Below are 24,373 nucleotides of genomic sequence, written 5' to 3' on the forward strand. Positions count from 1 at the left end.
GCTTCCTCAACTGGCGTCTTGTACGCCGAAAGTAGATTAAAAAGTAGTCAATTCTAGCGCTTTAACATTGCGCGTATATCCGCCAGAGCGGTGTTGCCGCGAACGGCTTTGACTTCGGTCGGTGTGTCGTCGTTGCCTTCCCAGGCCAGATCGTCCGGAGGCAGCTCATCAAGGAAGCGGCTAGGGGCGCAATCGATAATTTCGCCGTACTGCTTGCGCTTGGCGGCAAAGGTAAAGGCTAGGGTCTGACGGGCGCGGGTAATACCCACGTAGGCCAGGCGCCGTTCTTCTTCGATAGTGTCGGCTTCGATGCTGGAGCGGTGGGGGAGGATCTCCTCTTCCATGCCCATGATGAACACGTAGGGGAATTCCAGTCCCTTGGACGCATGCAAGGTCATCATCTGCACGCCTTCGGCGCCGTCTTCCTCTTCCTGCTGACGTTCGAGCATGTCTCGCAGGACCAGCTTGCCGATGGCGTCCTCGACGGTCATTTCGCCGTCTTCGTCTTTTTCCAGGGTGTTTTTCAGCGCTTCAATCAAAAACCAGACGTTGCCCATACGGTAGTCCGCGGCCTTGTCGCTGGAGCTGTTGGTGCGCAGCCAGTTCTCATAGTCGATGTCCATGACCATGCTGCGCAGGGCGCTGATCGGGTCTTCGCCGGAACACTGCTCACGGACCTTGTCCATAAAGCGCTTGAAGCGCGACAGGCGATCGGTGAAACGGGTGTCCAGATGCTCGCCCAGACCGATTTCGTCGGTGGCGGCGTACATCGATATCTTGCGTTCGGTGGCGTAGTTGCCGAGCTTTTCCAGGGTGGTCGCGCCGATTTCCCGGCGTGGGACGTTGATCACCCGCAGGAAGGCGTTGTCGTCATCCGGGTTTACGATCAGCCGGAAGTAGGCCATCAGGTCTTTGACTTCCTGGCGTCCGAAAAAGCTGTTGCCGCCGGACAGGCGATAAGGGATCTGGTGGTGCTGCAGCTTCAGCTCGATCAGCTTGGCCTGGTAGTTGCCGCGATACAGGATGGCAAAGTCGCTGTACGGCCGGTCGGTGCGCAGGTGCAAGGTCAGCAATTCAACGGCCACGCGCTCGGCTTCGGCGTCTTCGTTGCGGCAGCGGATCACGCGGATTTCGTCGCCGTGGCCCATCTCGCTCCACAGTTGTTTTTCAAACTCGTGGGGGTTGTTGGAGATCAGCACGTTGGCGCAGCGCAGGATGCGGCTGGTGGAACGGTAGTTCTGCTCCAGCATCACCACTTTAAGGGACGGATAGTCGTCCTTGAGCAGCATCAGGTTTTCCGGGCGTGCGCCGCGCCAGGCGTAGATCGACTGGTCATCGTCGCCCACCACGGTGAATTGGTTGCGGATGCCGATCAGCAGCTTCACCAGCAGGTACTGGCTGGCGTTGGTGTCCTGATATTCATCCACCAGCAGGTAACGGACTTTGTTCTGCCATTTTTCGAGAATGTCAGCGTGTTCCTGGAACAGTTTCACCGGCATCAGGATCAGGTCGTCGAAGTCCACTGCGTTGAACGCCTTGAGCGTGCGCTGGTAGTGGGTGTAGACGATGGCAGCGGTCTGTTCCTTGGGGTTGCGTGCGTTTTCAAGGGCTTCGGGCGGCAGGATCAGGTCGTTTTTCCACGAGCCGATCATGTTCTTGATCTCGTCGACGCCGTCGTCGCCCGCGTATTCCTTCTGCATGATGTCGGTCATCAGGGCTTTGACGTCGGTCTCGTCGAAGATCGAGAAGCCCGGCTTGTAGCCCAGCCGCAGATGCTCCTTGCGGATGATGTTCAGCCCCAGGTTGTGGAAGGTACACACAGTGAGGCCGCGGCCTTCGCCACCCTTGAGCAGGGTGCCGACACGCTCTTTCATTTCTCGCGCCGCCTTGTTGGTAAAGGTCATGGCGACGATGTACTGGGCGCGGATGCCGCAGTTCTGGATCAGGTGCGCGATCTTGCGGGTGATCACGCTGGTCTTGCCGGAGCCCGCGCCGGCGAGCACCAATAGAGGGCCGCCGACGTAGTTCACGGCTTCTTGCTGCCGGGGATTGAGTCGGGACATACAGAGTTCAGGGAGTCATTGATCAAAAGGGCAGGTATTTTAACAGGCTGGCGAGATTCTGCTGCCTCTGAACGACAGTGTGACGTACCACTCGATCTAAATTTGCCGGTTTTGTTACTTTGCCGCAGGATGTGCGGGGTATTAGAGTCTATTGTTTGATCTAGAGCCGCACTGCACTGTATTTGATAACCAATATCATTGGTCATTATCAGGCGGCACGTCATAATGCCCGCCGCCAACGAAATTTTGCAGAGTCTAGGGAGCTAGCTTGTCTACGCCTGTCGAACCCTTGCGTTTGCTGCTACTGGCCGATGAGCCAGCGTGGGCAGCGTTGTTGCGCGAGTGCCTGGCGCCGATGGGCGATGGGGCTGTGCTGATCAGCGCGCCAAATTGGGAGTCTGTGAGCAGTCTGTTCGATGACGACCGCACGGCGGTGTTGTTGACCACTCCCAGCCTTCAACCCGGGCCCGGCCGTTGCAGCCTGCCCTGCGTGTTGTTGTTGGAACAGGAGCCGCTGGTAGCGCCGTTGGGCGTCAGCGACTGGTTGGTCCGCACGGCATTGGATATCGATACATTGCGCCGGTGCCTGCGCCATGTCCGCGAGCGCGGCTTGCTGGAAAACACCTTGCAGCGCCTGGCCGAACAGGACCCGCTGACCGGCATCGCCAATCGCCAGGGCTTCCAGACCCTGCTGACCGCACGCCTGGCTGAAAACGAAGGACGTGGCCTGGCCCTCGGGCACCTGGACCTGGACAACTTTCGTCACGCCAACGACGCCCTCGGCCACCAGGCCGGCGACCGCCTGATTCTGCAAGTGGTCTCGCGGCTCAAGAGCCAGCTGGAGGCCGGGGATCAACTGGCGCGCCTGGGCAGTGACGAATTCGCCCTGCTGATCGACACTCGCCGGGCGCCCCAACGCGCCGAGTGGATGGCCGAGCGCATCACCGAAGCCATGGCCGAACCCTATTGGGTGGATGGCGAAAGCCTGCTGATCGGTTGCAGCCTGGGGGTAGCCCACGCTCGCGCTAAGGCTGGCGCCGACCCGCTGATGTGGCATGCCCATATCGCCATGCAACAAGCCAAAAGCACCCAGGGCTGCACCTTCCATATTTTCAACGAGCGCATCAACCGCAACGCCCGCAGCCTCGCCGACCTGGAAAGCGAACTGCGCCGGGCGCTGCGCCGTGATGAGCTGGAGTTGCATTACCAGCCACGGTTGGACCTGGACGACGGGCATATCGTCGGCCTGGAGGCCTTGGTGCGCTGGCGCCATGGCGAGCGCGGCCTGTTGCCGCCCAGTGAGTTCGTGCCCCTGGCCGAGCAGAGTGGCTTGATTGTGCCGCTGGGTTACTGGGTGATTTCCCGGGCCTTGCGTGACATGCAGGATCTGCGCGAACGCGGGATTGCGCCGCTGCACATGGCGGTCAACCTGTCGTTCCGTCAGTTCCAGGACAGCCAATTGTTGTCGACCCTTAGCCGGCTGATTGCCGAGCGGGGGGTGGACGCGCAGTGGCTGGAATTCGAACTGACGGAAACCGCCGTGATGCGTCGCAGCGATCTGGTCAAGCAGACCATGGACGCTCTCGGCCGCCTGGGGGTGCGTTTTTCCCTGGATGACTTTGGCACCGGGTTCTCATCGTTCGTGCACCTCAACAGCCTGCCGATTACCTTGCTGAAAATCGACAAGAGCTTTGTAGGCGGCATGGAAGAGCGCGAAGAAAACCGCAAGCTGGTCCACGCCATGATCAACCTGGCCCACAACCTCAACCTGGAAGTGGTCGCTGAAGGTGTGGAAACGCCCGAGCAGTTGGCGTTGTTGAGGTTGTTTGGCTGTGATCAAGCCCAGGGCTATCTGATCAGCAAGCCGTTGCCGCTGGCGCAGTTGGTGGAATATCTGACGTTTGGCAGCAGTCAGCAGGCATTGTTGGGAGACGTGATCTAGTCCGGCTGCGCTGCCTGAAATTCATTGTGAGCTTCATGCACCGCTCCTTCCCGGCGAATCATCCGCTTCATCTTCGCTTCAAACGCCCACGTCAGGCTTACCGCTGCGCACGCCAGGCCGAGAGCCAAGCCCCACCAGACGCCGGTCGGCCCCCAGCCGAGCGTGAAGGCCATCAACCAGGCGGCTGGTGCGCCGATAAGCCAGTAGCAACCCAGCCCCACCAGGAACGTGGTCTTGGCGTCCTTGAGCCCGCGAATACAGCCCATGGCGATGGTCTGTACGCCATCGAACAGCTCAAACCAGGCAGCGACAGCCAACAGGCTGACCGCCAGGCTGATGACATCGCGAAACGCCGGGTCATTGTGGTCGAGGAACAGGCCGATCAACTGGTTCGACAGCAGCCAGAACATCACCGCAAACCCGAGCATCGCCACCGCTCCGAAGACAATCCCGACCCTCCCGGCCAGACGTGCATCCAGCAATTGCCCGGCGCCATAGTGCTGGCCGATGCGCATGGTGATCGCGTAGGACAACCCCGCCGGGACCATGAACGCCACCGAGACGATTTGCAGGGCGATCTGGTGCGCCGCCAATTGCGTGCTGCCCATGGTGCCCATGCACAGCGCTGCGAATGCAAACAAGCCGACTTCCACCGCATAGGTGCCACCAATTGGCAGGCCCAGGCGCCACAGTTCTCGCAGGTACTGAAGGTTGGGACGCAACAGGCCCTCCCACAGCGGATAAGCATCGTAGGCTCGGTTGATTTTGATGTACCAAATCAGTGCCAGGGCCATGCAGTTGGCGACTACGGCGGTCACCAGGCCAATGCCCACCAGGCCCAGCTTAGGCAGGCCGAACATGCCTTCGATCAAGGCATGGTTGAGCAGATAGTTGATCACCGTACCGCCCAGGCTGATCACCATGACTGGCGTCGCCTTGCCGATGGCACTGGTAAAGCCGCGCAGGGCCATGAAGGTCAGGTAGCCGGGCAGGGCGAACGGCAGAATCATCAGGAACTGCCCGGCCGAGTGCACGTTGGTTTGCGTCTGGCCGAACATCAGCAGCACCGGCTTGAGGTTCCACAGCAGCAAGCCGGCCACCAGCGCCATCAGCCACGCCAGCCAGAGCCCGGCCTGGGTCAGCCGGGTGGCGCCTTCAATGTCGCCCGCGCCCTGGCGGATGGCGACCAGCGTGCCGACGGCGGCGATCACGCCGATGCAGAAGATCGATACAAACGAATAGCTCGCCGCGCCCAAGCCACCGCCAGCCAGGGCTTCGGGGCTCAGTCGAGCCATCATCAGGGTGTCAGTCAGCACCATCAGCATGTGCGCCAACTGTGAGGCAATCAACGGCCCTGCCAGCCGCAGAATGGCCCAGAGTTCGGTACGTGCCGGATGCTGCATGATCATCACGCTCAAAAAGTCGGAGTAGGGGGGAGGGTTGATTCTCGGCGCTCTCAGCACTTTGCACAAAGGGATAAATGCGATGGTTTGCATGATTAAAACTCATGCCTGAGCGATTCTGGTAGGGTTTCGAGATTGCGCTGTCGGAGCTGTCCCTATGTCTCGTCGTCTTCCTCCGCTTTATGCCTTGCGGGCATTTGAAGCCGCGTCGCGATACAACTCCTTCACCCGTGCGGCAGAGGAGTTGTCCATTACCCAAAGTGCGGTTAGCAGGCACATTCGCACCCTGGAAGAGCATTTCGCCTGCCGCCTGTTCCAGCGTAGCGGTCGCACCTTGCAGCTCACCGAAGCGGCGCGATTGCTGCTGCCCGGTGTGCGCGAGGGCTTTGCCGCCCTGGAGCGCGCCTGTCATACCCTGAACGCCGAAGATGACATCCTGCGCATGAAGGCACCGTCCACCCTGACCATGCGCTGGTTGCTGGCGCGGCTCAGTCGTTTCCGGCATTTGCAGCCAGGCAATGAAGTGCAATTGACCAGCGCCTGGATGAGCATCGATGAAGTGGACTTCAATCAGGAGCCCTTCGACTGCGCTGTACTGCTGAGCAATGGCCACTTTCCACCAGACTGGGAGGCCTGTTACCTGTTTCCCGAACTGCTGATCCCGGTGGGTGCGCCCAACCTGCTCAGCGACGGGCCCTGGGACGCTGCGCGCCTGGCCACTGCCGAACTGCTGCACCCGACGCCAGACCGTCGGGATTGGCGCAACTGGTTGGCGCGTATGGGGCTGTCGTCCCAGGTATCGCTCAAGGGTGGGCAAGTGTTCGATACCCTGGAACTGGGCATGATCGCCGCGGCCCGAGGTTATGGGGTGTCGATGGGCGATTTGCTGATGGTGGCCGAAGACGTGGCCCAAGGCCGGTTGAGCCTGCCGTGGCCGACCGCTGTGGCCAGTGGGGAAAATTACTACCTGGTTTGGCCGAAAACCCGTCCCGGTGGTGAGCGCTTGCGCAGGCTCTCGGACTTCCTTCAGGGCGAGGTCAGGGCGATGGAGTTGCCTCAGGTCGAACGGCTCGACTGACTCGGTGTAGTGTCCCAAAGCAATGCGTTTGAGTGGCGCCTCTGTGAATCACTCAAGTATTGATCAGCCCCGCCGAAGTAGGTGTGACGGAGCCGTCATTTTTTAGCGGCTCAGCGTGCCCCCCCTATTAGAAAATTTGCCGAGCTGCGCTATGAGATCAGGATGATCCGGGCCTCGGCCAGGAGCTGTCATGTCTCAACCACGCGCCCGGATTGCCTCCCAGCTGGGGTTTGCCTTAGCGGTGATATTGGCTGTCGTCATCAGCGGCAGTACTGTCTTTGCCCTGCGTTCCCTGGACTCCGCCAACCTCGATACCCGGGAAGAACACCTGGCCAGCGAGGCGCGGTTGCTCGCTGACCAGCTCAATACCTTCCACGGCACCTTGCGCGAGAGCACCCAGCGTTTGAGCGGGCTGTTCGAAAAACGCTTCGGCGCCGGCTTGAGTGTGCGTGCAGACCAGCTGGTGACAGTGGCCGGCGTGCAGACGCCGAGCCTGTACCTCGGTACTGAGATGCTCAACAACAACTTCGACGAAGTCGACGAGTTCAAGCAGATGTCCGGCGGCGTGGCCACGGTGTTTGTGCGCAGCGGCGATGACTTCATCCGGGTCAGTACTTCCCTGACCAAGCAGGATGGCAATCGCGCCATCGGTACGGTGCTGGATCGCCAGGGCCCGGCCTATTCGCGCCTGCTGGCCGGGCAGAGTTACATCGGCCGAGCGGTGTTGTTCGAACGCTCCTACATGACTCAATACAGTCCAGTGCGTGATACGGCCGGTAAGGTCATCGCCGTATTGTTTATCGGTTTCGACTACACCGATGCGCAGAACACCCAATTCGACAACCTCAAGCGTTTCCGTATTGGCCAGACCGGCTCCCTGGCGTTGCTGGACGAACAGCAGCGTTGGTTGGTGCCGCCGGCCGGCGTGCAAGCATTGGATCAAGCGGTTCCGGTGATGCTCGATCTGGCCAAGAAACCGGGTAAGGGCCATTTCTGGAGCGACAAGAACGAAGACTTCTACAGCGTTTCGGTGCCGTTCGACGGTGGCCCGTGGTCGGTGGTGGCGAGCATGCCGAAAGCCGAAATTCGCGCAGTGACCTGGTCGGTGGGCATTCGCCTGGTGATCGGCAGCGTGCTGGCGATGTTGCTGGCGGTGGGCGCGACGGTCTGGCTGCTGCGCAGCAAATTGGCGCCGCTTGGGGACCTGGTGCGCCAGGCCGAAGCCTTGGGTGCCGGGGATTTGAGTGCGCGCTTGAATGTCTCCAGCCACGACGAAATCGGTCAGTTGGCCCGCAGCTTCAATCAGATGGGCGAAGCGCTGTCGAACATGGTGTCCCATATCCGCAAGGCTGCCGAAGAGGTCAACAGCCGCGCTCAGGCGCTGTCCGGTCTGTCCGGTGGTGCCTATGAAGGCATGGAGCAGCAGTCCGGCGAGATCACCAGCATGGCCGGCGCAGTGGAAGAATTCAGCGCCACGTCGCTGAACATCGCCGACAATATGGGCAGTACCGAACGCCTGGCCCAGGAAAACGCCCAGCAAACACGGATCGGCCGTACCTCGATGCAAGAGGCGTCGTCGTCCCTGGAACATATCGCCACCGCACTGAACAGCACGGCGACGGTGATCAACACCTTGGGGCAGCGCTCCCAGGAAATCGGCGGAATTGTTGGGGTGATCACCTCGATTGCCGAACAGACCAACCTGCTGGCCCTCAACGCCGCCATCGAAGCAGCCCGGGCCGGCGAGCAGGGTCGTGGCTTTGCGGTGGTGGCCGATGAAGTGCGCAACCTGGCGTCGCGCACCCGTCAGGCCACCGACGAGATTTCCGGGATGATCCAGAGTATCCAGCAGGAAACCGGCAACGCCATCAGCACCATGGAGCAAGGCAACGTGTTGATGCAGGAAGGCCTGTCACGCAATGCCGATGTGGCTTTGGCTCTGGCGCGGATCGACGAACAAAGCCGCTCGGCCGGCCAGCAATTTGCCGCGATCACTACCGCAACCCAGGAACAGAGCAGCACTGCCACATTGCTCAGCAGTAACTTGCAAAGCATCGCCCTGGCCAACAGTGAGCAGCGGGAAGTGGTGTCGAACCTGGCGATTACCGCCAAGGAACTGGAGACGTTGGCGGCGGGTTTGCGCCATGAGGTTGACCGATTCAGGTGAGCATCAAAACTGTGGCGAGGGATTAGCTGATCGCTGCTGGCCGATACTGCAACGCTTCTGCCAAATGGTGGCGGCCGATCGCTTCCATCTGCTCCAGATCCGCCAAGGTGCGGGCGACCTTCAACAATCGATGCGCCGCCCGCAGCGACAAAGTCAGCCGCTCGCAGGCGGTCTCCAGCCAGCCTTCATCGACTTTCGCCAGCGCGCAATGCTCTCGTAGCCCCGGCAAGTCGAGAAAGGCGTTGGCACAACCCTGGCGCTGCTGCTGGCGGTCGCGGGCCTCGGCGACACGTACCGAAGCGCTGGCCGTGTCGTCTCCGGCTTGTGTGGCCGGGTTCAGCGCGGTGCTTTCCCGCGCAACGGTCACGTGCAGGTCAATGCGGTCCAGCAACGGCCCGGAGAGTTTGTTGCGATAGCGCTGGATTTTTTCCGGCGAACAACGACAGCGCCCGCTTGGCTCACCCAGATAGCCACATGGGCATGGGTTCATCGCGGCCACTAGCTGAAAGCGCGCCGGGAAACTCACCCGGTCGCGGGCGCGGGAGATGACGATATGGCCCGACTCCAGTGGCTCGCGCAGTACCTCCAGCACCTTGCGATCAAACTCCGGCAACTCGTCGAGAAACAGCACGCCGTGATGGGCGAGAGTGATTTCTCCAGGCTGCGGTTTTGAGCCGCCGCCTACCAGTGCTGGCCCTGAAGCCGAATGGTGGGGCTGGCGAAATGGTCGGTGCGGCCAATGGCTCAGCGGTGCCAGGCTGACCACTGACTGAATCGCCGCCACCTCCAGCGCTTCCTGCTCGCTCAAGGGAGGCAGCAATCCTGGCAGGCGACTGGCGAGCAAGGTTTTGCCGGTGCCTGGCGGCCCGCTGAACAGCAGATTATGGGCGCCTGCCGCGGCAATCAATAACGCTCGTTTGGCCGCCAACTGGCCCTGGACTTCACTCAGGTCGGGGTAGGGCTTGTTCAGGTACATCAGGCCACTGGAAGCGAAGGGATCAATCGGCACATGCCCATTCAGGTGCGCCACCACTTGCAGCAGGTGATCTACCGCAATCACCTTCAAGCCGGAGGCAAGGCACGCCTCTTCGGCATTGGCCCGAGGCACTATCAAGGTGCGCCCGGCCTTGCGTGCTGCGAGCGCCGCTGGCAACACACCCTTTACCGCGCGTACTTCGCCGGACAGCGCCAGTTCGCCGAGGCACTCCACGTCATCGAGCATCAGCGCTGGCACCTGCACGCTGGCGGCGAGAATCCCCAGGGCAATCGCCAAATCAAAACGTCCGCCGTCCTTGGGCAGGTCGGCGGGCGCGAGGTTGAGGGTGATACGGCGGGCGGGATATTGCAGGGCAGAGTTGAGAATGGCGCTGCGCACTCGGTCCTTGCTTTCCTTGACCGCCGTTTCCGGCAAACCCACTAGCGTAAGCGACGGCAAACCATTGGCCATATGCACCTCGACGGTGACGGCGGGGGCTTCGACGCCAATCTGGGCGCGGCTGTGGACGATGGCGAGGGACATGCTCGTTCCTTGAAATGGGATGGCCGCTTCCTGCGGGTTTTCCAAGAGTAGACGAGGTGGGGAAGAGTGAGGCGGGGAGGTTTTACAGAGCGTGACCAAACTGTAGGAGCGAGCTTGCTCGCGAAAATAGTCAACGATAACGCGGGCATTCTGAATGAACGCGGCGCTCTCGGGCTCTTCGCGAGCAAGCTCGCTCCTACAAGGGCAGGCGTTATTCGGTGGGTGGATTCAACCGCGCTTCCAGCTCTGCAACCTTGGCTTCAAGGCTTTCCAGCCGTGCCCGAGTGCGGGCCAATACGACCATCTGGCTATCAAACTCTTCCCGGCTGACCAGGTCCAGCTTGCTGAAGCCACTCTGCAACAAAGCCTTGAATTGGCTTTCGATTTCGTTGCGAGGCAGCGGGGTTTCGCCGCTGAACAGGCGGGAGGCGTGGCCGCTCAGGGCGTCGAGGAGGTCTTTGGGAGCGAGCATGGGAAACATTCCGGAAAACTGTTGGCAGGCAGTGTATCACGCAGCGTCTACAGTCTTTTCCTCGCGGCGCGGCGCACGCTTTTCGTGCGTGGGGTCGGGCAGCTGCGCACTGTTTTCGTGCGTATCCACGCCGCCGTAGGCCCCCGCAAGTGGGCACGAGTGAGCAAAGGATTGATTTCAGTGATTTTTACGGAGCTGGCAAGGTTTCTGCTTAGACCATCATGACCCATGCACTGATGCAGTCGCTGTGACGAATGCAGTGCGCCGACGGAGCGGGGTACAGGTTTCGTCACCAGTGGTTAGCTCGCGTCGCAATGGCACTTGTCAGGGCGACGAAGCGTTACAAAGCCAGGCACTGCGCTTAGACTTGAGACGGGTTTGTTTTCCTGGGGCAAGTCCACCAATTCGGGAGAGAGTTTTCATGAAGCTAGTCACTGCCATCATCAAGCCGTTCAAGTTGGACGATGTACGCGAGTCGTTGTCCGAGATCGGCGTGCAGGGCATTACCGTTACTGAGGTCAAAGGCTTCGGTCGGCAGAAGGGTCACACGGAGCTGTATCGCGGCGCGGAATACGTGGTCGATTTCCTACCGAAGGTGAAGATTGATGTCGCCATTGACGACAAGGATCTTGATCGGGTTATCGAGGCGATAACCAAGGCCGCCAACACCGGCAAGATCGGTGACGGCAAAATCTTCGTGGTCAATCTGGAACAGGCTATTCGCATCCGTACCGGCGAAACCGATACCGACGCAATCTAAGCCGCCAAACCCCAACGCCCCAGGAGAAAACAATATGACTCTGCGTAAATTCGCAGGGCTAGGAGCCCTGTTGTCCATCGTAATGCCCAGCCTGGCTATGGCGGCAGACGAAGTGGCGGCTCCAGTCCTCAACTCCGGCGACACCGCCTGGATGCTGACCGCTACCGCATTGGTGCTGTTCATGACCATCCCCGGTCTGGCGCTGTTCTACGGCGGTATGGTCCGCTCCAAAAACATTCTTTCCGTGATGATGCAGTGCTTCGCCATTACCGGCATGATCAGCATTCTGTGGGTCGTCTACGGCTACAGCATTGCGTTCGACACTACCGGGATGGAGCAGGGCGTCGTCAACTTCAACTCGTTCTTCGGCGGCATGGGCAAGGCGTTCCTGGCGGGTGTCACTCCGGCCAGCATCACCGGGCCTGCGGCGCTGTTCCCTGAGGCGGTGTTCATCACCTTCCAGATGACCTTCGCCATCATCACTCCGGCACTGATCGTCGGTGCGTTCGCTGAGCGCATGAAGTTCTCCGCGATGCTGATCTTCATGGCCATCTGGTTCACCCTGGTCTATGCGCCGATTGCGCACATGGTCTGGAGCGGCAACGGTGGCCTGTTGTGGGATTGGGGCGTACTGGACTTCGCTGGCGGCACCGTGGTGCACATCAACGCCGGTGTTGCTGGCCTGGTGGCGTGCATCGTGCTCGGCAAGCGTAAAGGCTACCCGACCACGCCGATGGCTCCGCACAATCTGGGTTACACCCTGATCGGCGCGGCGATGCTGTGGATTGGCTGGTTCGGCTTCAACGCAGGTTCCGCTGCTGCTGCCAACGGCACTGCCGGCATGGCGATGCTGGTGACCCAGATCGCTACCGCTGCTGCGGCGCTGGGCTGGATGTTCGCCGAGTGGATCACCCACGGCAAGCCAAGTGCCCTGGGTATTGCTTCGGGTGTGGTTGCCGGTTTGGTCGCCATTACGCCAGCCGCTGGCACCGTGGGCCCGATGGGCGCCCTGGTGATTGGTCTGGTTGCCGGTGTGATCTGCTTCCTCTGCGCTACCAGCCTCAAGCGCAAGCTGGGCTACGACGACTCCCTGGACGCCTTCGGTGTTCACGGGATCGGCGGTATCGTCGGTGCGATCCTCACCGGTGTGTTCGCAGCCCCGGCCCTGGGCGGCTTCGGCACTGTGACTGATGTTGCGGCACAGGTCTGGATTCAGGCCAAGGGTGTCGGTTTCACGGTGATCTACACCGGTATCGTGACCTTCGTCATCCTCAAGGTGCTGGACAAGGTCATGGGCCTGCGGGTTACCGAAGAGGAAGAGGCGGTCGGCCTCGATCTGGCGGAACACAACGAACGTGGCTACAACTTGTAAGTACGCTTAAAAAAGATGCCCGGCTTGCCGGGCATTTTTTTGTCTGGGGTTTGTCTGCGGTAAAGGGTTGTGAGCATTTTTGTGCTGACTTTGTGATTGGATCCACAGGGTGCTTTTCACTGTGCGAATGTCTTACATGCATGTAGGCGTATTCGGCACTTTGTTTTTTCCCTGAGCGCGCTAGAATGCGCGCCGATGTGCGCAGAACTGTATGTGGCTACAGACCCTGATTATCCTGCGGGCCAAGCCCCGGGGCTTTCATTTGGTGACGGACGAGTTGCTCGTTGGTTTGCCTGAATTGAAGGCCAGCCGGGTGGGCTTGTTACATTTGTGGCTGCAGCACACCTCGGCCTCGTTGACCGTCAACGAGAATGCCGACCCGGCGGTTCGCCGTGACTTCGAACGTTTTTTCAACACGCTGGTACCACAAGGTAGAGCGGTGTATGAACATGACGACGAAGGCCCGGATGATCTGCCGACGTACTTCAAGGGCAGACCGCTGGGCTGTCAGTTGAGTTTGCCGGTCAAGGCCGGCCACTTGGCGATGGGGACCTGGCAAGGTGTTTATCTGGGCGAGCACCGCGATCATGGTGGTGCTCGTAAAGTCCTCGCCACCTTGCACGGTGATGGGGCATAAGCCGCTGGTTATCCGGCGGATGTTGATTTTTTTCCAGCCACCGTCGACAGACGGCGAAGCTGGGCTATAACTAATCTGCTTTTCGCAAGTCATGAGGTAGAACATGAGCGACGATGATCTGGAAAACGACGACCTCGAAGTAGGTGACGACGAAGCCGAAGAAGGTCTGGAAGCGGCTGCGTCAGACGTTGCTGACGACGACGGCGGCGAAGACGCACCGGCCCCGGCTGCCAAGGGCAAGGCCAAGGCTGCTGTTTCGGTTGACGAACTGCCAAGCGTTGAAGCCAAGAACAAAGAGCGCGATGCGCTGGCCCGAGCGATGGATGAATTCCTCGCCAAAGGCGGCAAAGTGCAGGAAGTCGAGGCCAACGTGGTGGCTGATCCACCGAAGAAGCCTGATAACAAGTACGGCAGCCGGCCTATCTAAGGTCAGTTACTTGCTTGCTGAAAAAGCCCGCCGTCGCTGCGGGCTTTTTCATGGCTGACACAAAGAGCCTTTCATCACGCAAGTTATGCGTTCCAGCGGGCGAGCAAATCGGGCAGTTCAGTCAGGCTGCGAATCTCTGCATCTGGCAATTGCTCGGCTTCCCAGGCTTTACCCGCTGGGTTGAACCAGATAGCGCGAAGCCCCGCCTGCTGGGCGCCGGCAATGTCATCGCCGGGGTGGTCACCAATATGTACGGCGGCGCTCGCATCTACACCACCGCGCTGTAACGCCTCCTGAAACAGCCGTGCGTCCGGCTTGGCGATGCCGATATCCTCGGCACGCAGGGCAAACTTAAAGTAATCCGCCAGACCGACGCGTTGCACATCGGCGTTGCCGTTGGTGATCACTCCCAGCATGTACTGGCGGCCCAGGGCCTGCAGCATGGGCTCTGCTTCGGGGAATATCGTGAGTTGGTGCCGGGCGTGGATGAACGCTTCGAAACACGCATCCGCCAATTCCGTCGCCTCAGGCTGTGGATAACCTGCCTCTTCAAAGGCATGCAGCAGGACACGGTGACGCAACACACTGATACGGTATTTCAGCTCGGGATAGCGCTGCAGCACCTGTTGGCGCAGGCCGGCGAACTTTTCCAGGGGCAATTCGCCCACCAATGACGCATGAGTGGCGAGCCACTCGCGCATCGATGCCTCGGCGCTGATGATGACGGGCACGTTATCCCAGAGCGTGTCGTCCAGGTCGAAGGTGATCAGCTTGATGCTCATGAGTCGCCGCCTTTAATGCGTTTGGCCCGTGGATGGGCGCTGTCGTACACCGTCGCCAGGTGCTGGAAGTCCAGGTGGGTGTAGATCTGGGTGGTCTTGATGTCGGAGTGGCCGAGCAGTTCCTGCACCGCGCGCAAGTCTTGTGAAGACTCCAGCATATGGCTGGCAAACGAGTGCCGGAGCATGTGCGGGTGCAGGTTTTGCCCCAGCTCGCGCTCGCCGGCGGCCTTGACCCGCAACTGGATCGCCCGTGGCCCGAGGCGCCGCCCTTGCTGACTGACAAACACCGCGTCATCCGCCGGATTACTCAGGGCTCGCAGCCCCAGCCACAGCTGCAAGGCTTCCCGGGCTTTCTTGCCGACCGGCAGCACGCGGGTCTTGCTGCCCTTGCCGAGCACTTGTACCAAGCCATCCGCGAGGTCCAACTGATCGAGGTTGAGGCCGGTCAACTCCGACAGGCGCAGGCCCGAGGAGTAGAACAGCTCAAGGATCGCCTGGTCGCGACGGGCGAGGAAGTCATCCTCTACCGCGCCATCGAGCAGTTGCAAGGTACGGTCGGCATCGAGGGTCTTGGGCAGGCGCCGTTCGCCCTTAGGCGGCGCGAGACCGTTGGCCGGGTCGTGGTCGCAGAGGCCTTCGCGGTTCAGGTAGTGATAAAGGCCACGCACCGCCGACAGCAAGCGCGCTAGGCTACGAGAGGATTGGCCTTGCTGGTGGAGGCGGGCGATCAGGCTACGCAAGCTCTGGATGTCCAGGACCTTCCAACTGCTGATCTGTTGTTTCTCGCAGAATGCCAGGACCTTGTTCAGGTCCCGTCGGTAGGCTTCAAGCGTATGGGGAGACACCTGGCGCTCGCTGCGCAGATGAGCGCAGTAGGCGTCCAGTTGTCGTTCCATGGCTAGCGCACCGCGCGCAGGGCGGTGGTGAAGCGCGGCAGGACGCGGCCCAACACTTCGGCGATGTAGCTCAAGAACAGCGTACCCACCGAACTCTTGTAGTGCTGTGGGTCACGGCTGGCGATGGCCAGTACACCGTGCAGGCCTTGATGGCTGAGGGCGACCACGGCCGTGGAACCGATCTGCTTGCGCTGTTCTTCACCAAACAGGAAGTCCAGCTCATGCTCGCGCAGAGTGCCACTGATGGTTTTACCTTCCGACAGCAGGCCACCAATGGCGGTTTGCGCATCGCTGCCGCTGACCCAGCGGCCCACCGGCATCGGGTTGTCGCTGAACAGGATCAGGCTGACAAAAGGTACCTGGAAGTCCTGGCGCAGGCTGTCTTCGACGGCAATGACCGCGTCTTCCAGGCTGGCGGCGTCCATCAGGGTCAGGACCAGCCGACGGGTCTTGTCGAACAGGCGGTCGTTGTCGCGGGCCACGTCCATCAGTTGCGAGAGCCGATGGCGCATTTCGATATTGCGCTCGCGCAGGATCTTCATCTGCCGCTCCACCAGCGACACGGTATCGCCGCGTTGGTGGGGAATGCGCAGGGCCGGCAGCAGCTCTTCATGCTCGACGAAGAAGTCCGGGTTAGCCTCCAGGTAAGCGGCGACGGCCGCTGCCTCCAGACTTTCATCAGGGGTTGGTTCGGACTCTTGAACGGGTACCTGGGGCTTATCGGTCATTGGATTGGCTCACTCATAGACGGACTTGTCCTTCGTATACACGCATGGCCGGACCGGTCATCTTCACCGGCTGGCCTGGGCCTGCCCATTCGATGGACAGGCGTCCGCCGGGCAGGTCGATCAATAGTGGCGAATCCATCCACCCCTGGCTGATCGCGGCCACGGCAGCGGCGCAAGCACCGGTGCCGCAGGCCTGGGTTTCCCCGGCACCGCGCTCCCAGACGCGTAATTGCGCGCGGGAGCGGTCGATGACCTGCAGGAAACCGACGTTTACCCGTGCCGGAAAGCGCGGGTGATGTTCTATCTTCGGCCCCAGCTCATGGACAGGCGCGCTGTTGATGTCGTTGACCCGCAGTACCGCATGGGGGTTGCCCATGGACACGGCGGCCAGTTCTACGCTCTCGCCGTCGACATCGACGCAATAGCTCAGGGCCTGTTCGGCAGCCTGGAACGGAATATCCGCCGGAACCAGCCGAGGCGCGCCCATGTCGACGCTGATCTGGCCGTCGCTGCGAATATCCAGCTCGATAATGCCGCTTTTAGTCTCGACGCGAATCTGCCGCTTGGCGGTCAGGCGCTTGTCCAGGACAAAACGGGCGAAACAACGTGCGCCGTTGCCACACTGTTCTACTTCGCAACCGTCGGAGTTGAAGATCCGGTAACGGAAATCCACGTCCGGATTACTCGGCGCCTCGACGAGCAGCAACTGGTCGAAACCGACACCGGTGTGCCGGTCGCCCCATTGCTTGGCATGCTTGGGCAGGATGTGCGCGTGCTGGCTGACCAGGTCGAGGACCATGAAGTCATTGCCCAGGCCGTGCATCTTGGTAAAACGCAGCAGCATGGCCTTACTCCGGCAGCAGGCTTTCGCCAGCAAACAACTCGGCTACTGTCTCGCGGCGGCGCACTTCAAACGCGTGATCACCGTCCACCAACACTTCGGCTGTACGCCCGCGGGTGTTGTAGTTGGAGCTCATGACAAATCCGTAGGCACCGGCCGAATGCACGGCCAGCAAATCGCCTTCTTCCAGGGCCAACTGACGTCCCTTGGCCAGGAAGTCGCCGGTTTCGCAGATCGGGCCGACGATGTCATAGGTGCGGCCTGCACCATCGCGTGGGCGAACCGCAGTGACATTCATCCAGGCCTGGTACAGCGCGGGGCGGATCAGGTCGTTCATCGCCGCATCGACGATGGCGAAGTCCTTGTGTTCGGTGTGCTTGAGGTACTCGATCTGGGTCAGCAGTACGCCGGCATTGGCGACGATATAACGGCCCGGCTCGAACATCAGTGTCAGGTCGCGGCCTTCGGTGCGCTCACGCACGGCCCTGATGTAGTCGGCCACCAGCGGCGGCTCTTCATCGCGATAACGCACGCCGACACCGCCACCGAGGTCGATGTGGTGCAGGTAAATGCCGCACTCGCCGAGGCGGTCGATCAGCGCCAGCAGGCGGTCGAGGGCATCGAGGAAGGGAGGCAGGCTGGTCAGTTGCGAGCCAATGTGGCAGTCGACACCGAGTATTTCCAAGTTCGGCAGTTGGGCGGCGCGGATGTACACATCCTCGGCGTCAGCAATGGCGATGCCGAACTTGTTTTCTTTAAGGCCGGTAGAAATGTACGGGTGAGTACCTGCATCAACATCCGGGTTGACCCGCAGTGAGATAGGCGCGCGAACGTTCATCTCGGCGGCAACTACTTGCAGGCGCTCCAGCTCGTCGGTGGATTCGACGTTGAAGCAATGCACGCCCACTTCCAGGGCGCGGCGCATGTCTTCACGTGACTTGCCGACGCCAGAGAACACGATCTTGTCAGCCTTGCCGCCAGCCGCCAGCACGCGCTCCAGCTCGCCTCGGGACACGATGTCAAAACCGGCGCCCAGGCGCGCCAGGACATTGAGCACGGCCAGGTTGGAGTTGGCCTTGACCGCGTAGCACACCAGGTGTGGTGTACCGTCCAGCGCATCGGCGAAGGTACGGTATTGTGCTTCGATGTGGGCACGAGAATAAACGTAGGTCGGAGTGCCAAAGCGCTCGGCAATTGCAGACAGCGCCACGCCTTCCGCGAACAGCTCGCCGTCCCGGTAGTTAAAAGCGTCCATGGTGTTCCCTTAGTAGGTGTCGTGCTTGTGCGCTTTGGTTTGCGACGATTGCGCCTGTTCATTCGGGTCTTTGCTGTCATCGGGCAGATACAGCGGGCCTTTTTGACCACAGGCACTAACGAGGCAAGCGACCGCGACGAGCGCAGCAAGGGAAGAGATCAGGCGCTTCATGGCGAAATCCTTGAATATGCATTAATTGCGCCCGAGTATACCGACCACCCGCCAGCTTGCCTATGCGCCGGGACACCCGTCCGGCGGGGCTTTGCCGAGTTTGTCGGGAAGTGGCCTACCTCAAGCGAGGATATTTCATGCAGCTCTCGGTAATGAAATTGGTATCCTTTGCAATCGTCGGGGCTCGCCCGTATCGTGCGGCGCTTGAGCGTGAGTAGACACTTTTCGAGGTTCCCACAATGAGTTTGACCGAAGCCCGCTTTCACGATCTGGTGGATGCCACCCAGCAAGCGCTGGAAGATATTTTCGACGAGAGTGGCCTGGACGTGGATCTGGAGAACTCGGCGGGGGTACTGACCGCCAAGTTCGAGAACGGTAGCCAGTTGATCTTCAGTCGCCAGGAGCCTCTGCGTCAGCTATGGCTGGCTGCGCGCTCCGGTGGTTTTCACTTTGACTACGATGAAGAGGAAAAGCGCTGGGCACATGACACCAGCGATGAGCTGCTCAGCGAAATGCTCGCGCGCATCACCCTGGAACAAGCCGGCGTCGAGCTGGACTTCGACGAGATCTGATCGTGACACAGCCTGTTTCGGTTCGCCCGCCCAAGCCGCTGTTCAGCAATGCCAGCCCGGCGGTGCCGTCACCTTGTATCAGTTTATGTCGGCTAGATGAGCAGAAAGTCTGCCTCGGCTGCTTCCGGCATGTGGAAGACATCCGTGAGTGGCGCTCTGCTGACGATCAGCGCCGACGGGTAATCGTTGCCCAGGCCGAGCAGCGCAAGGCTGGCGCCTGACCCTCAGGTCAGCCTGTCTTGTTTATTTATTGTGCTGTGGTAGTGTCCGGATACACCTCAACTCATCGAGGTCCGTGAGAACCCCGCCTTTTCCTGGCGGGGTTTTGCTTTTTTGTGCAGAAAAAAGGAGTCTGCCTGAATCATGACCGCACCTTCCATCATCCTCACCCGTCTTGACGTGCAGCGTCTTGAGCAACTGATCGACCGTGTAGGCGAAGCTTCGCCGGGCGTCGAGGCCCTGCAACATGAACTCGACCGCGCCGAAGAAGTGGTTGGCCACGATGAAGTGCCTGCCGGTGTTGTCACCATGAACTCCAGCGTGCATTGCCGTGAGCAAGGCAGTGGCAAGGACTATCACCTGACCCTGGTGTACCCCAAGGACGCGAATGCCGACGAAGGCAAAATCTCGATCCTGGCTCCGGTCGGCAGCGCCTTGCTGGGCTTGCAAGTCGGTCAGCACATCGATTGGCCCGCACCGGGAGGCAAGACCCTCAAGCTTGAATTGCTCAGTGTCGAAGTTCAGCCCAAAGACGGCGGCGCCTTTTCTCTCTAAATCTGGCCCAGTGCCTCGTTGAGCGCCTGTTCCAACTCGGCCTTGTAGCGCAGGTACAGATTGCTCGGGCTTTGAACATCACCGAGCAGGCCGGACAGGTCCAGATCGGTGATGTAGCAGCGGTAACGCTCGGTCTCCCGGCGTTGCCCGATGATTTCCTGGGCGACCACGGCAAACAGTTGGTCGCCAAATTCCAGCTCGGAAAACTCCCGTTGATTGCAGTACAAGGTGATGCCGACCTGGCCGGGTGCGGCCTTGCCGATAATCGCCTGCACGTCGTAGAACGGCTTGTTGGCCGGGGTTTGCGGCGCCGGGCGAGGCTCGGCCCTGCGTGCGCGGCCGCTGCCCGAAGGTGATAGCTGGTAATACAGCGTCTGCACCGCGCCCAGCGGTTGCTGGGGGTCCAGCGGTGACAGCGCGTCACGGCGATAGATGACCGATTGCAGGAATCGCTGCAAGGGCACCAACAGGCTTTGCTCGTCGTGAAACGGCAGGCGTTGCTGCCAGAGCGCGTTGAATTCGTCGAGCACGTACAGCTCAGCGAAGGTGTCGTTGATCCGGTAGAACACCTGGACACAGTCCGGCAGGCCCATGGGCAGCAGCAGCGCCAGGTCGTGGTCTTCCAAGGCCATAGCGTCCAGGTGCAGCGGGCTGTAGCTGGCCAATTCCTCGCTAAGGTAGTCGACCAGCGCCTGCTGGCTAGCCAGTGACACATGGTTGGCCTGGCCTGGCGCCAACTCCATCACGTGATAGTGCTGTTGCACCTGAATCAGGTAGCGATGGTTGAGCTGGCCGAGCAGCAGGTTTTGCGCGGTGTCGAAAATCTCTTCCACCCGCTGGGCAATGAATTGCGCGCGGTTGTGACAGAAGCAGCGCACCCGCAGCCGCGGCAGATGATTGCTCGGCAGTTGGTTGAGGTAGTCGCGCAGGCAATCGAGTAGGGCGTGGGGGCCGTCGTAGCGGCTGACCATCACCTCGCTCCAGCTGTTGAGCGTGACCTGGTCCAGGGTCAGCACCAGGTTTTCCCGCACTCCTGCGTAGCTCAGGGAGTCGGTGCGCTCGGTGGTCATCAGGATATTCAGGTCGCGGTGATGCTTGAGCGGATCGACGCCGACATTGACCAGCAACAGCACTTCATCGGGTATCGCCGTACGTAGCAGTTGATCCTCATCAACGCTGACCAGAGGCAGAGTTATGGTCTGCTGCAGGCTGCCCAGTAGGTTGAATAGTTCGAACTCGGTCAGGTCGCTGGTGCCTGGATGTAGCGCCAGGCGGGTGCGGCTGTCGATCACTCCGTTGCGGTGGCACCAGGTGAGCATTTCCAGCAGGTCACGGCTGCGCTTGATTGGCGCAAAGTGTTCCCACTCCAGAGCCGTCAGGTTGCCGTTGTACAGGCCCCAATGGTGCTGGCCCGGTTCTTTGCGGTTGGGCGACTGCACCAGCGTCAGGGTGTCTTCGGCCAAGTCGGGGGCAATGCCAGGGTTGATGAACTCGACCTTGCCGGCCTTGCGCTCGAAGGCGGCATACAGGCGCCGGCCGAGCACATTGAGGTCGCGTTTGTTGATCAGGCTGACGGTCTGTTCGGTGCGGGCGAACTGGGTCAGGAAGCGATAGCTGTAATTGAGCTCGTTGACCAGGGCCCGGCGTTCGGACGCAACCTGGCGGACTTTCCACTGGCTGCGGCTATCGAGCAAGGCCAGTTGCCGTTGATCCCAGCCCCATTCGTTGGCCAGCCGCTCCAGCAGCAATCGTTGCCAGCCAGAGGTACGCTGCCTGCTGCTGAGTTTGCGGTTGACCTTCAGGTACAGGCTGCGTCGCACCAGTTCCAGGCGCTCCGGTTCGTTGCGGTCCTGGAGGTATTCCTCGATGCGGCGATAGACCACGATGTACGGATCCAACTCATCCAGATCGACCTGGTTGGCGAACACCGCACGTTTGAAGCGAAGGCTCAGGCATTGCACCTTGGGGTGTTCGCTGGCGTAGACCTCGGTCAACAGCAGCTTGAGCACCGATTTGTAGGGTGACTCAATGCCCTTGAACAGTTGCCACAGGCCTGCGCCGATAAACTCACCAGGCGGGATGTGCGCCAGGTGGCCGAGGTCGAGGGTTTCATCGGCGCGTATAAAGCGTTTTGAGATCAGCGCGTGAGTGAATTGGGCATAGCGGGTTTCTTCGTAGACCGGCACCAGCCACCAGATGGGCGTACGTCCGGCCAGCCAGATGGCGGTGCGGTAGAACTCGTCCAGCAACAGATAGTGCTGGGTCGTACCGCAATCGTCGGAACTGAGCTGGGTGTCGCGCTCACCCTGGACAAAGCGGTTCGGTTCGATCAGGAAGAAGTGAGCTTCGGCGCCCATGGTCAAGGCCCAGGCTTCCAGCAACTGGCATTTCTTGCGCAGCTCGGTCAGCTCGCTCTCGCTTAAATCAGCGGCGTGGCAGACCCAAACGTCCATATCACTCTGATCTGCCTGAGCCAGGGTGCCGAGGCTGCCCATCAGAAACAGACCATGAATAGGGAGCGGAGGGTTGCCGTGACGGGGCTTGTAGGAAAAAGAGCGGGTCAGGCGCAGGGCTTCGGCCAATGCCTGGTCGTCAGGTTCGAAGTTCGACAGCCCGGCCGGCGTGCTGCCCGAGACATAGCCGGGCAACAGTGGGTGATTGACGTGAAAAAACAGCGGCAGCAGGGTCAGTACGCTTTGCTGGCGCGGCGTCAAACCTTCCATGGCCCTGGTCATGCGCCCATCATTGAGGGTCAGAAATCGTGTGCGCAACTGGGCCAGCACCTTGCGGTCGATGCCTTCGTCCAGGTTGGGGCGGATTTCGTGGGTGCGGGTCATGTCGAACTCGGTGGCTCGCAGGGCCCGGCGTGGGCAGCCGTGTAGGAGTTTACAGACAGAAGCGTAGGAGGTTTAAGGGGAATTTGTTTTTGGCGTCAGAATTTTATCCCGGGCACAGAAGTGCCCGCGGAATCCGTCAGAAGGGATTCCGTGGGCGATACGATGTGTCAGGCTGCTTCTGTGGCGGTGGTCAGTATGGTCAGAAGGCTTTGGGCATGTTGAGCCGCGTCCCGGCCGAGGCTAGTCAGATAGCCGCCGTCTGGCTGGTCGATCAGGTCTTTTTCAAACAGTCGCCGGGCAGCAGCGATAGCAGCAGGTGCTGCAGTTTGATGAACTTTCAGACCTTCTTGGGAGCTGTCCAGGTTGAAGAGTGCAAGGATTTCCAGTTCGGCAACCAACTCAGGGGTATACGACATAAGGACTCCAGACTTTCTAGGAATTTTTAGGCGTTAGCAGTCCATAAGGTGAACGTACTTTGCCGAGCTGTCCAGTCAGAAGTCGTGAGGTATTGATATGGGACAAGATTGTGGCCAGCAAGAGTTTGCTGGCCAGGAAGATGTTCTGCTTACTGCTTCTCTGGCGGCAACTCTGGCAGCGCGCGCAAGGCAGTTTCATACCATTCGGTATTGAAGGCGCGGTCTTCTTCGAGCAAGGCGTCGATTTCGATGGCGAGTACATGGGCCATCATTTGCAAGATGTCTTCGCGCTCGTAGCCCACCAGGGTCAGCTTGTTGAATGTGGCTTTGGCTGCAGGCGGGTTGTCGCTTTCGATCTGGTTTTCGATCGCTTCAATTAAGGTGGTCTCGGCGAACTCTTCTTCGTCGTTGTCGATATCGGTTGGCTCGCTCATGGCAGGCTCCTGAAGGAAAGGGCGCCAGTCTACCCCCATTCAGGGAGGTGATGCTGCTGGTCAGATCAGGCATGACGTTCTATAACCAACGCAGCCAACCCCCTGCATGGCCTGGAGGCTTTGTGATGCTCAAGCTTTACGGATTTTCGGTCAGCAACTACTACAATATGGTCAAACTGGCGCTCCTGGAAAAAGGATTGCCCTTTGAAGAAGTGCCTTTCTACGCCGGGCAAACCGCGCAAGCCATAAGGGTAAGCCCTAGGGGCAAGGTGCCGGTGCTGGGTGTCGAGCAAGGGTTTATTAACGAAACCAGCGTCATCCTCGAATACATCGAACAGACCCAGGGTGGGCCTTCGCTGCTGCCCAGCGACCCGTTCCAGCGTGCTCAGGTGCTGGCGTTGTGCCGGGAAATCGAGTTGTACATCGAGCTGCCGGCTCGTGCCTGCTTTGCCGAAGCCTTCTTTGGCATGCCGGTAGCGGAGGCGATCAAGGAAAAATCCAAGGCAGAGTTGTTGCTGGGGATCGCAGCGTTGGGGCGGCACGCAAAGTTCGCGCCCTATGTGGCGGGCGATAGTTTCAGCATTGCGGACTTGTACTTCATGTACAGCGTGAACCTCGCCTGCGCGGTGGGCGAGAAGCTGTTTGGCCTGGACTTGTTGGCTGAGTTGCCCACGGCCAAGGCGTTGCTGGAGCGTTTGCACGCATTGCCCAATGCCCAGCGGGTGGCGGCGGACAGGGAAGCGGCAATGCCGGCTTTCATGGCGATGATTGCTGCCAAGAAGTAGCGGATCAGTCTGTTGAGTAACTTTGTGGTGAGCGGGCTGTTG

Annotated in this window: 24 protein-coding genes; 11 read left to right on the top strand and 13 right to left on the bottom strand. The window is 60.3% G+C overall.

Going from position 1 to position 24,373, the window contains the following annotated elements:
- Window positions 1–53 precede the first annotated feature (53 nt).
- Window positions 54–2,063: a DNA helicase Rep gene (gene rep, locus AAEZ06_RS15925; RefSeq protein ID WP_350615157.1), complete on the bottom strand. Its 2,010-nt coding sequence runs from the start codon at window positions 2,061–2,063 to the stop codon at window positions 54–56.
- 268 nt (window positions 2,064–2,331) lie between these two features.
- On the opposite strand from rep, the gene AAEZ06_RS15930 reads away from it, so the two are divergent.
- Window positions 2,332–4,005: a putative bifunctional diguanylate cyclase/phosphodiesterase gene (locus AAEZ06_RS15930; protein WP_350615158.1), complete on the top strand. Its 1,674-nt coding sequence runs from the start codon at window positions 2,332–2,334 to the stop codon at window positions 4,003–4,005.
- Here AAEZ06_RS15930 and AAEZ06_RS15935 read toward each other — a convergent pair.
- Complete coding sequence (locus AAEZ06_RS15935; RefSeq protein WP_149412598.1) at window positions 4,002–5,414, bottom strand: NorM family multidrug efflux MATE transporter; 1,413 nt, start codon at window positions 5,412–5,414, stop codon at window positions 4,002–4,004. The two genes, AAEZ06_RS15930 and AAEZ06_RS15935, sit on opposite strands and share 4 nt — an antisense overlap.
- A gap of 151 nt (window positions 5,415–5,565) precedes the next feature.
- On the opposite strand from AAEZ06_RS15935, the gene AAEZ06_RS15940 reads away from it, so the two are divergent.
- Window positions 5,566–6,486, top strand: a complete 921-nt coding sequence (locus tag AAEZ06_RS15940; protein WP_350615159.1) for a LysR substrate-binding domain-containing protein — start codon at window positions 5,566–5,568, stop codon at window positions 6,484–6,486.
- 190 nt (window positions 6,487–6,676) lie between these two features.
- The gene (locus AAEZ06_RS15945) at window positions 6,677–8,653 is read left to right on the top strand and encodes a methyl-accepting chemotaxis protein (protein ID WP_149412587.1); all 1,977 of its coding nucleotides are present in this window, start codon (window positions 6,677–6,679) and stop codon (window positions 8,651–8,653) included.
- A 22-nt stretch (window positions 8,654–8,675) separates the two neighbouring features.
- Here the strand turns inward: AAEZ06_RS15945 and AAEZ06_RS15950 are convergent, their stop codons facing one another.
- Both AAEZ06_RS15950 and AAEZ06_RS15955 read right to left on the bottom strand, forming a co-directional pair.
- Window positions 8,676–10,172: a YifB family Mg chelatase-like AAA ATPase gene (locus AAEZ06_RS15950; RefSeq protein ID WP_149412588.1), complete on the bottom strand. Its 1,497-nt coding sequence runs from the start codon at window positions 10,170–10,172 to the stop codon at window positions 8,676–8,678.
- 211 nt (window positions 10,173–10,383) lie between these two features.
- Window positions 10,384–10,644 (bottom strand): accessory factor UbiK family protein, encoded by a 261-nt coding sequence (locus tag AAEZ06_RS15955; RefSeq protein ID WP_133100792.1) that lies wholly within the window; start codon window positions 10,642–10,644, stop codon window positions 10,384–10,386.
- Between the two features lie 421 nt (window positions 10,645–11,065).
- Between AAEZ06_RS15955 and glnK the strand changes: the two genes are divergently transcribed.
- The 4 genes from glnK to sutA all read left to right on the top strand — a co-directional run bounded on the left by glnK (window position 11,066) and on the right by sutA (window position 13,840).
- Entirely contained in the window at window positions 11,066–11,404 is a 339-nt protein-coding gene (gene glnK / locus AAEZ06_RS15960; protein ID WP_002555808.1) for a P-II family nitrogen regulator, read from the top strand.
- Window positions 11,405–11,438: 34 nt separating this feature from the next.
- A complete protein-coding gene (locus tag AAEZ06_RS15965; protein WP_133100793.1) occupies window positions 11,439–12,776 on the top strand; it encodes an ammonium transporter in 1,338 nt (445 codons plus the stop codon).
- Between the two features lie 211 nt (window positions 12,777–12,987).
- Complete coding sequence (locus tag AAEZ06_RS15970) at window positions 12,988–13,413, top strand: secondary thiamine-phosphate synthase enzyme YjbQ (RefSeq protein WP_149412589.1); 426 nt, start codon at window positions 12,988–12,990, stop codon at window positions 13,411–13,413.
- A 103-nt stretch (window positions 13,414–13,516) separates the two neighbouring features.
- The gene (gene sutA / locus AAEZ06_RS15975; RefSeq protein ID WP_133100794.1) at window positions 13,517–13,840 is read left to right on the top strand and encodes a dormancy-specific transcriptional regulator SutA; all 324 of its coding nucleotides are present in this window, start codon (window positions 13,517–13,519) and stop codon (window positions 13,838–13,840) included.
- A gap of 83 nt (window positions 13,841–13,923) precedes the next feature.
- On the opposite strand, the gene AAEZ06_RS15980 is transcribed toward sutA, so the two are convergent.
- Genes AAEZ06_RS15980 through lptM form a run of 6 tightly spaced genes read right to left on the bottom strand, consistent with a single transcriptional unit; the run spans window position 13,924 to window position 18,513 of the window.
- Complete coding sequence (locus AAEZ06_RS15980) at window positions 13,924–14,622, bottom strand: HAD family hydrolase (protein WP_149412590.1); 699 nt, start codon at window positions 14,620–14,622, stop codon at window positions 13,924–13,926.
- The gene (gene xerC, locus AAEZ06_RS15985) at window positions 14,619–15,518 is read right to left on the bottom strand and encodes a tyrosine recombinase XerC (RefSeq protein WP_149493971.1); all 900 of its coding nucleotides are present in this window, start codon (window positions 15,516–15,518) and stop codon (window positions 14,619–14,621) included. The genes AAEZ06_RS15980 and xerC overlap by 4 nt, the downstream gene beginning before the upstream one ends.
- Before the next feature lie 2 nt (window positions 15,519–15,520).
- Window positions 15,521–16,246, bottom strand: coding sequence for a DUF484 family protein (locus AAEZ06_RS15990; protein WP_149412348.1), 726 nt, complete (start codon window positions 16,244–16,246; stop codon window positions 15,521–15,523).
- Window positions 16,247–16,259: 13 nt separating this feature from the next.
- Window positions 16,260–17,090, bottom strand: a complete 831-nt coding sequence (gene dapF / locus AAEZ06_RS15995) for a diaminopimelate epimerase (protein ID WP_149412347.1) — start codon at window positions 17,088–17,090, stop codon at window positions 16,260–16,262.
- Between the two features lie 4 nt (window positions 17,091–17,094).
- Window positions 17,095–18,342: a diaminopimelate decarboxylase gene (gene lysA / locus AAEZ06_RS16000; RefSeq protein WP_149412346.1), complete on the bottom strand. Its 1,248-nt coding sequence runs from the start codon at window positions 18,340–18,342 to the stop codon at window positions 17,095–17,097.
- A gap of 9 nt (window positions 18,343–18,351) precedes the next feature.
- The gene (gene lptM, locus AAEZ06_RS16005; RefSeq protein ID WP_003208801.1) at window positions 18,352–18,513 is read right to left on the bottom strand and encodes an LPS translocon maturation chaperone LptM; all 162 of its coding nucleotides are present in this window, start codon (window positions 18,511–18,513) and stop codon (window positions 18,352–18,354) included.
- A gap of 239 nt (window positions 18,514–18,752) precedes the next feature.
- Between lptM and cyaY the strand changes: the two genes are divergently transcribed.
- The 3 genes from cyaY to rnk all read left to right on the top strand — a co-directional run bounded on the left by cyaY (window position 18,753) and on the right by rnk (window position 19,859).
- A complete protein-coding gene (gene cyaY / locus AAEZ06_RS16010; RefSeq protein WP_149412345.1) occupies window positions 18,753–19,085 on the top strand; it encodes an iron donor protein CyaY in 333 nt (110 codons plus the stop codon).
- Between the two features lie 2 nt (window positions 19,086–19,087).
- The gene (locus AAEZ06_RS16015; RefSeq protein WP_149412344.1) at window positions 19,088–19,306 is read left to right on the top strand and encodes a DUF1289 domain-containing protein; all 219 of its coding nucleotides are present in this window, start codon (window positions 19,088–19,090) and stop codon (window positions 19,304–19,306) included.
- A 142-nt stretch (window positions 19,307–19,448) separates the two neighbouring features.
- Window positions 19,449–19,859 (top strand): nucleoside diphosphate kinase regulator, encoded by a 411-nt coding sequence (gene rnk / locus AAEZ06_RS16020; RefSeq protein WP_178114369.1) that lies wholly within the window; start codon window positions 19,449–19,451, stop codon window positions 19,857–19,859.
- Here rnk and AAEZ06_RS16025 read toward each other — a convergent pair.
- From AAEZ06_RS16025 to AAEZ06_RS16035, 3 genes are all read right to left on the bottom strand, one after another.
- Window positions 19,856–22,696, bottom strand: coding sequence for a class I adenylate cyclase (locus tag AAEZ06_RS16025; protein ID WP_350615164.1), 2,841 nt, complete (start codon window positions 22,694–22,696; stop codon window positions 19,856–19,858). The genes rnk and AAEZ06_RS16025 overlap by 4 nt on opposite strands.
- 167 nt (window positions 22,697–22,863) lie before the next feature.
- Complete coding sequence (locus tag AAEZ06_RS16030; RefSeq protein WP_133100804.1) at window positions 22,864–23,112, bottom strand: TIGR02647 family protein; 249 nt, start codon at window positions 23,110–23,112, stop codon at window positions 22,864–22,866.
- 149 nt (window positions 23,113–23,261) lie between these two features.
- Entirely contained in the window at window positions 23,262–23,546 is a 285-nt protein-coding gene (locus tag AAEZ06_RS16035) for a hypothetical protein (RefSeq protein ID WP_003208814.1), read from the bottom strand.
- A 125-nt stretch (window positions 23,547–23,671) separates the two neighbouring features.
- On the opposite strand from AAEZ06_RS16035, the gene AAEZ06_RS16040 reads away from it, so the two are divergent.
- The gene (locus tag AAEZ06_RS16040) at window positions 23,672–24,331 is read left to right on the top strand and encodes a glutathione S-transferase family protein (protein ID WP_149412342.1); all 660 of its coding nucleotides are present in this window, start codon (window positions 23,672–23,674) and stop codon (window positions 24,329–24,331) included.
- Window positions 24,332–24,373 lie beyond the last annotated feature (42 nt).

The organism is Pseudomonas sp. HY7a-MNA-CIBAN-0227 (assembly GCF_040310325.1).
Lineage (GTDB): Bacteria > Pseudomonadota > Gammaproteobacteria > Pseudomonadales > Pseudomonadaceae > Aquipseudomonas.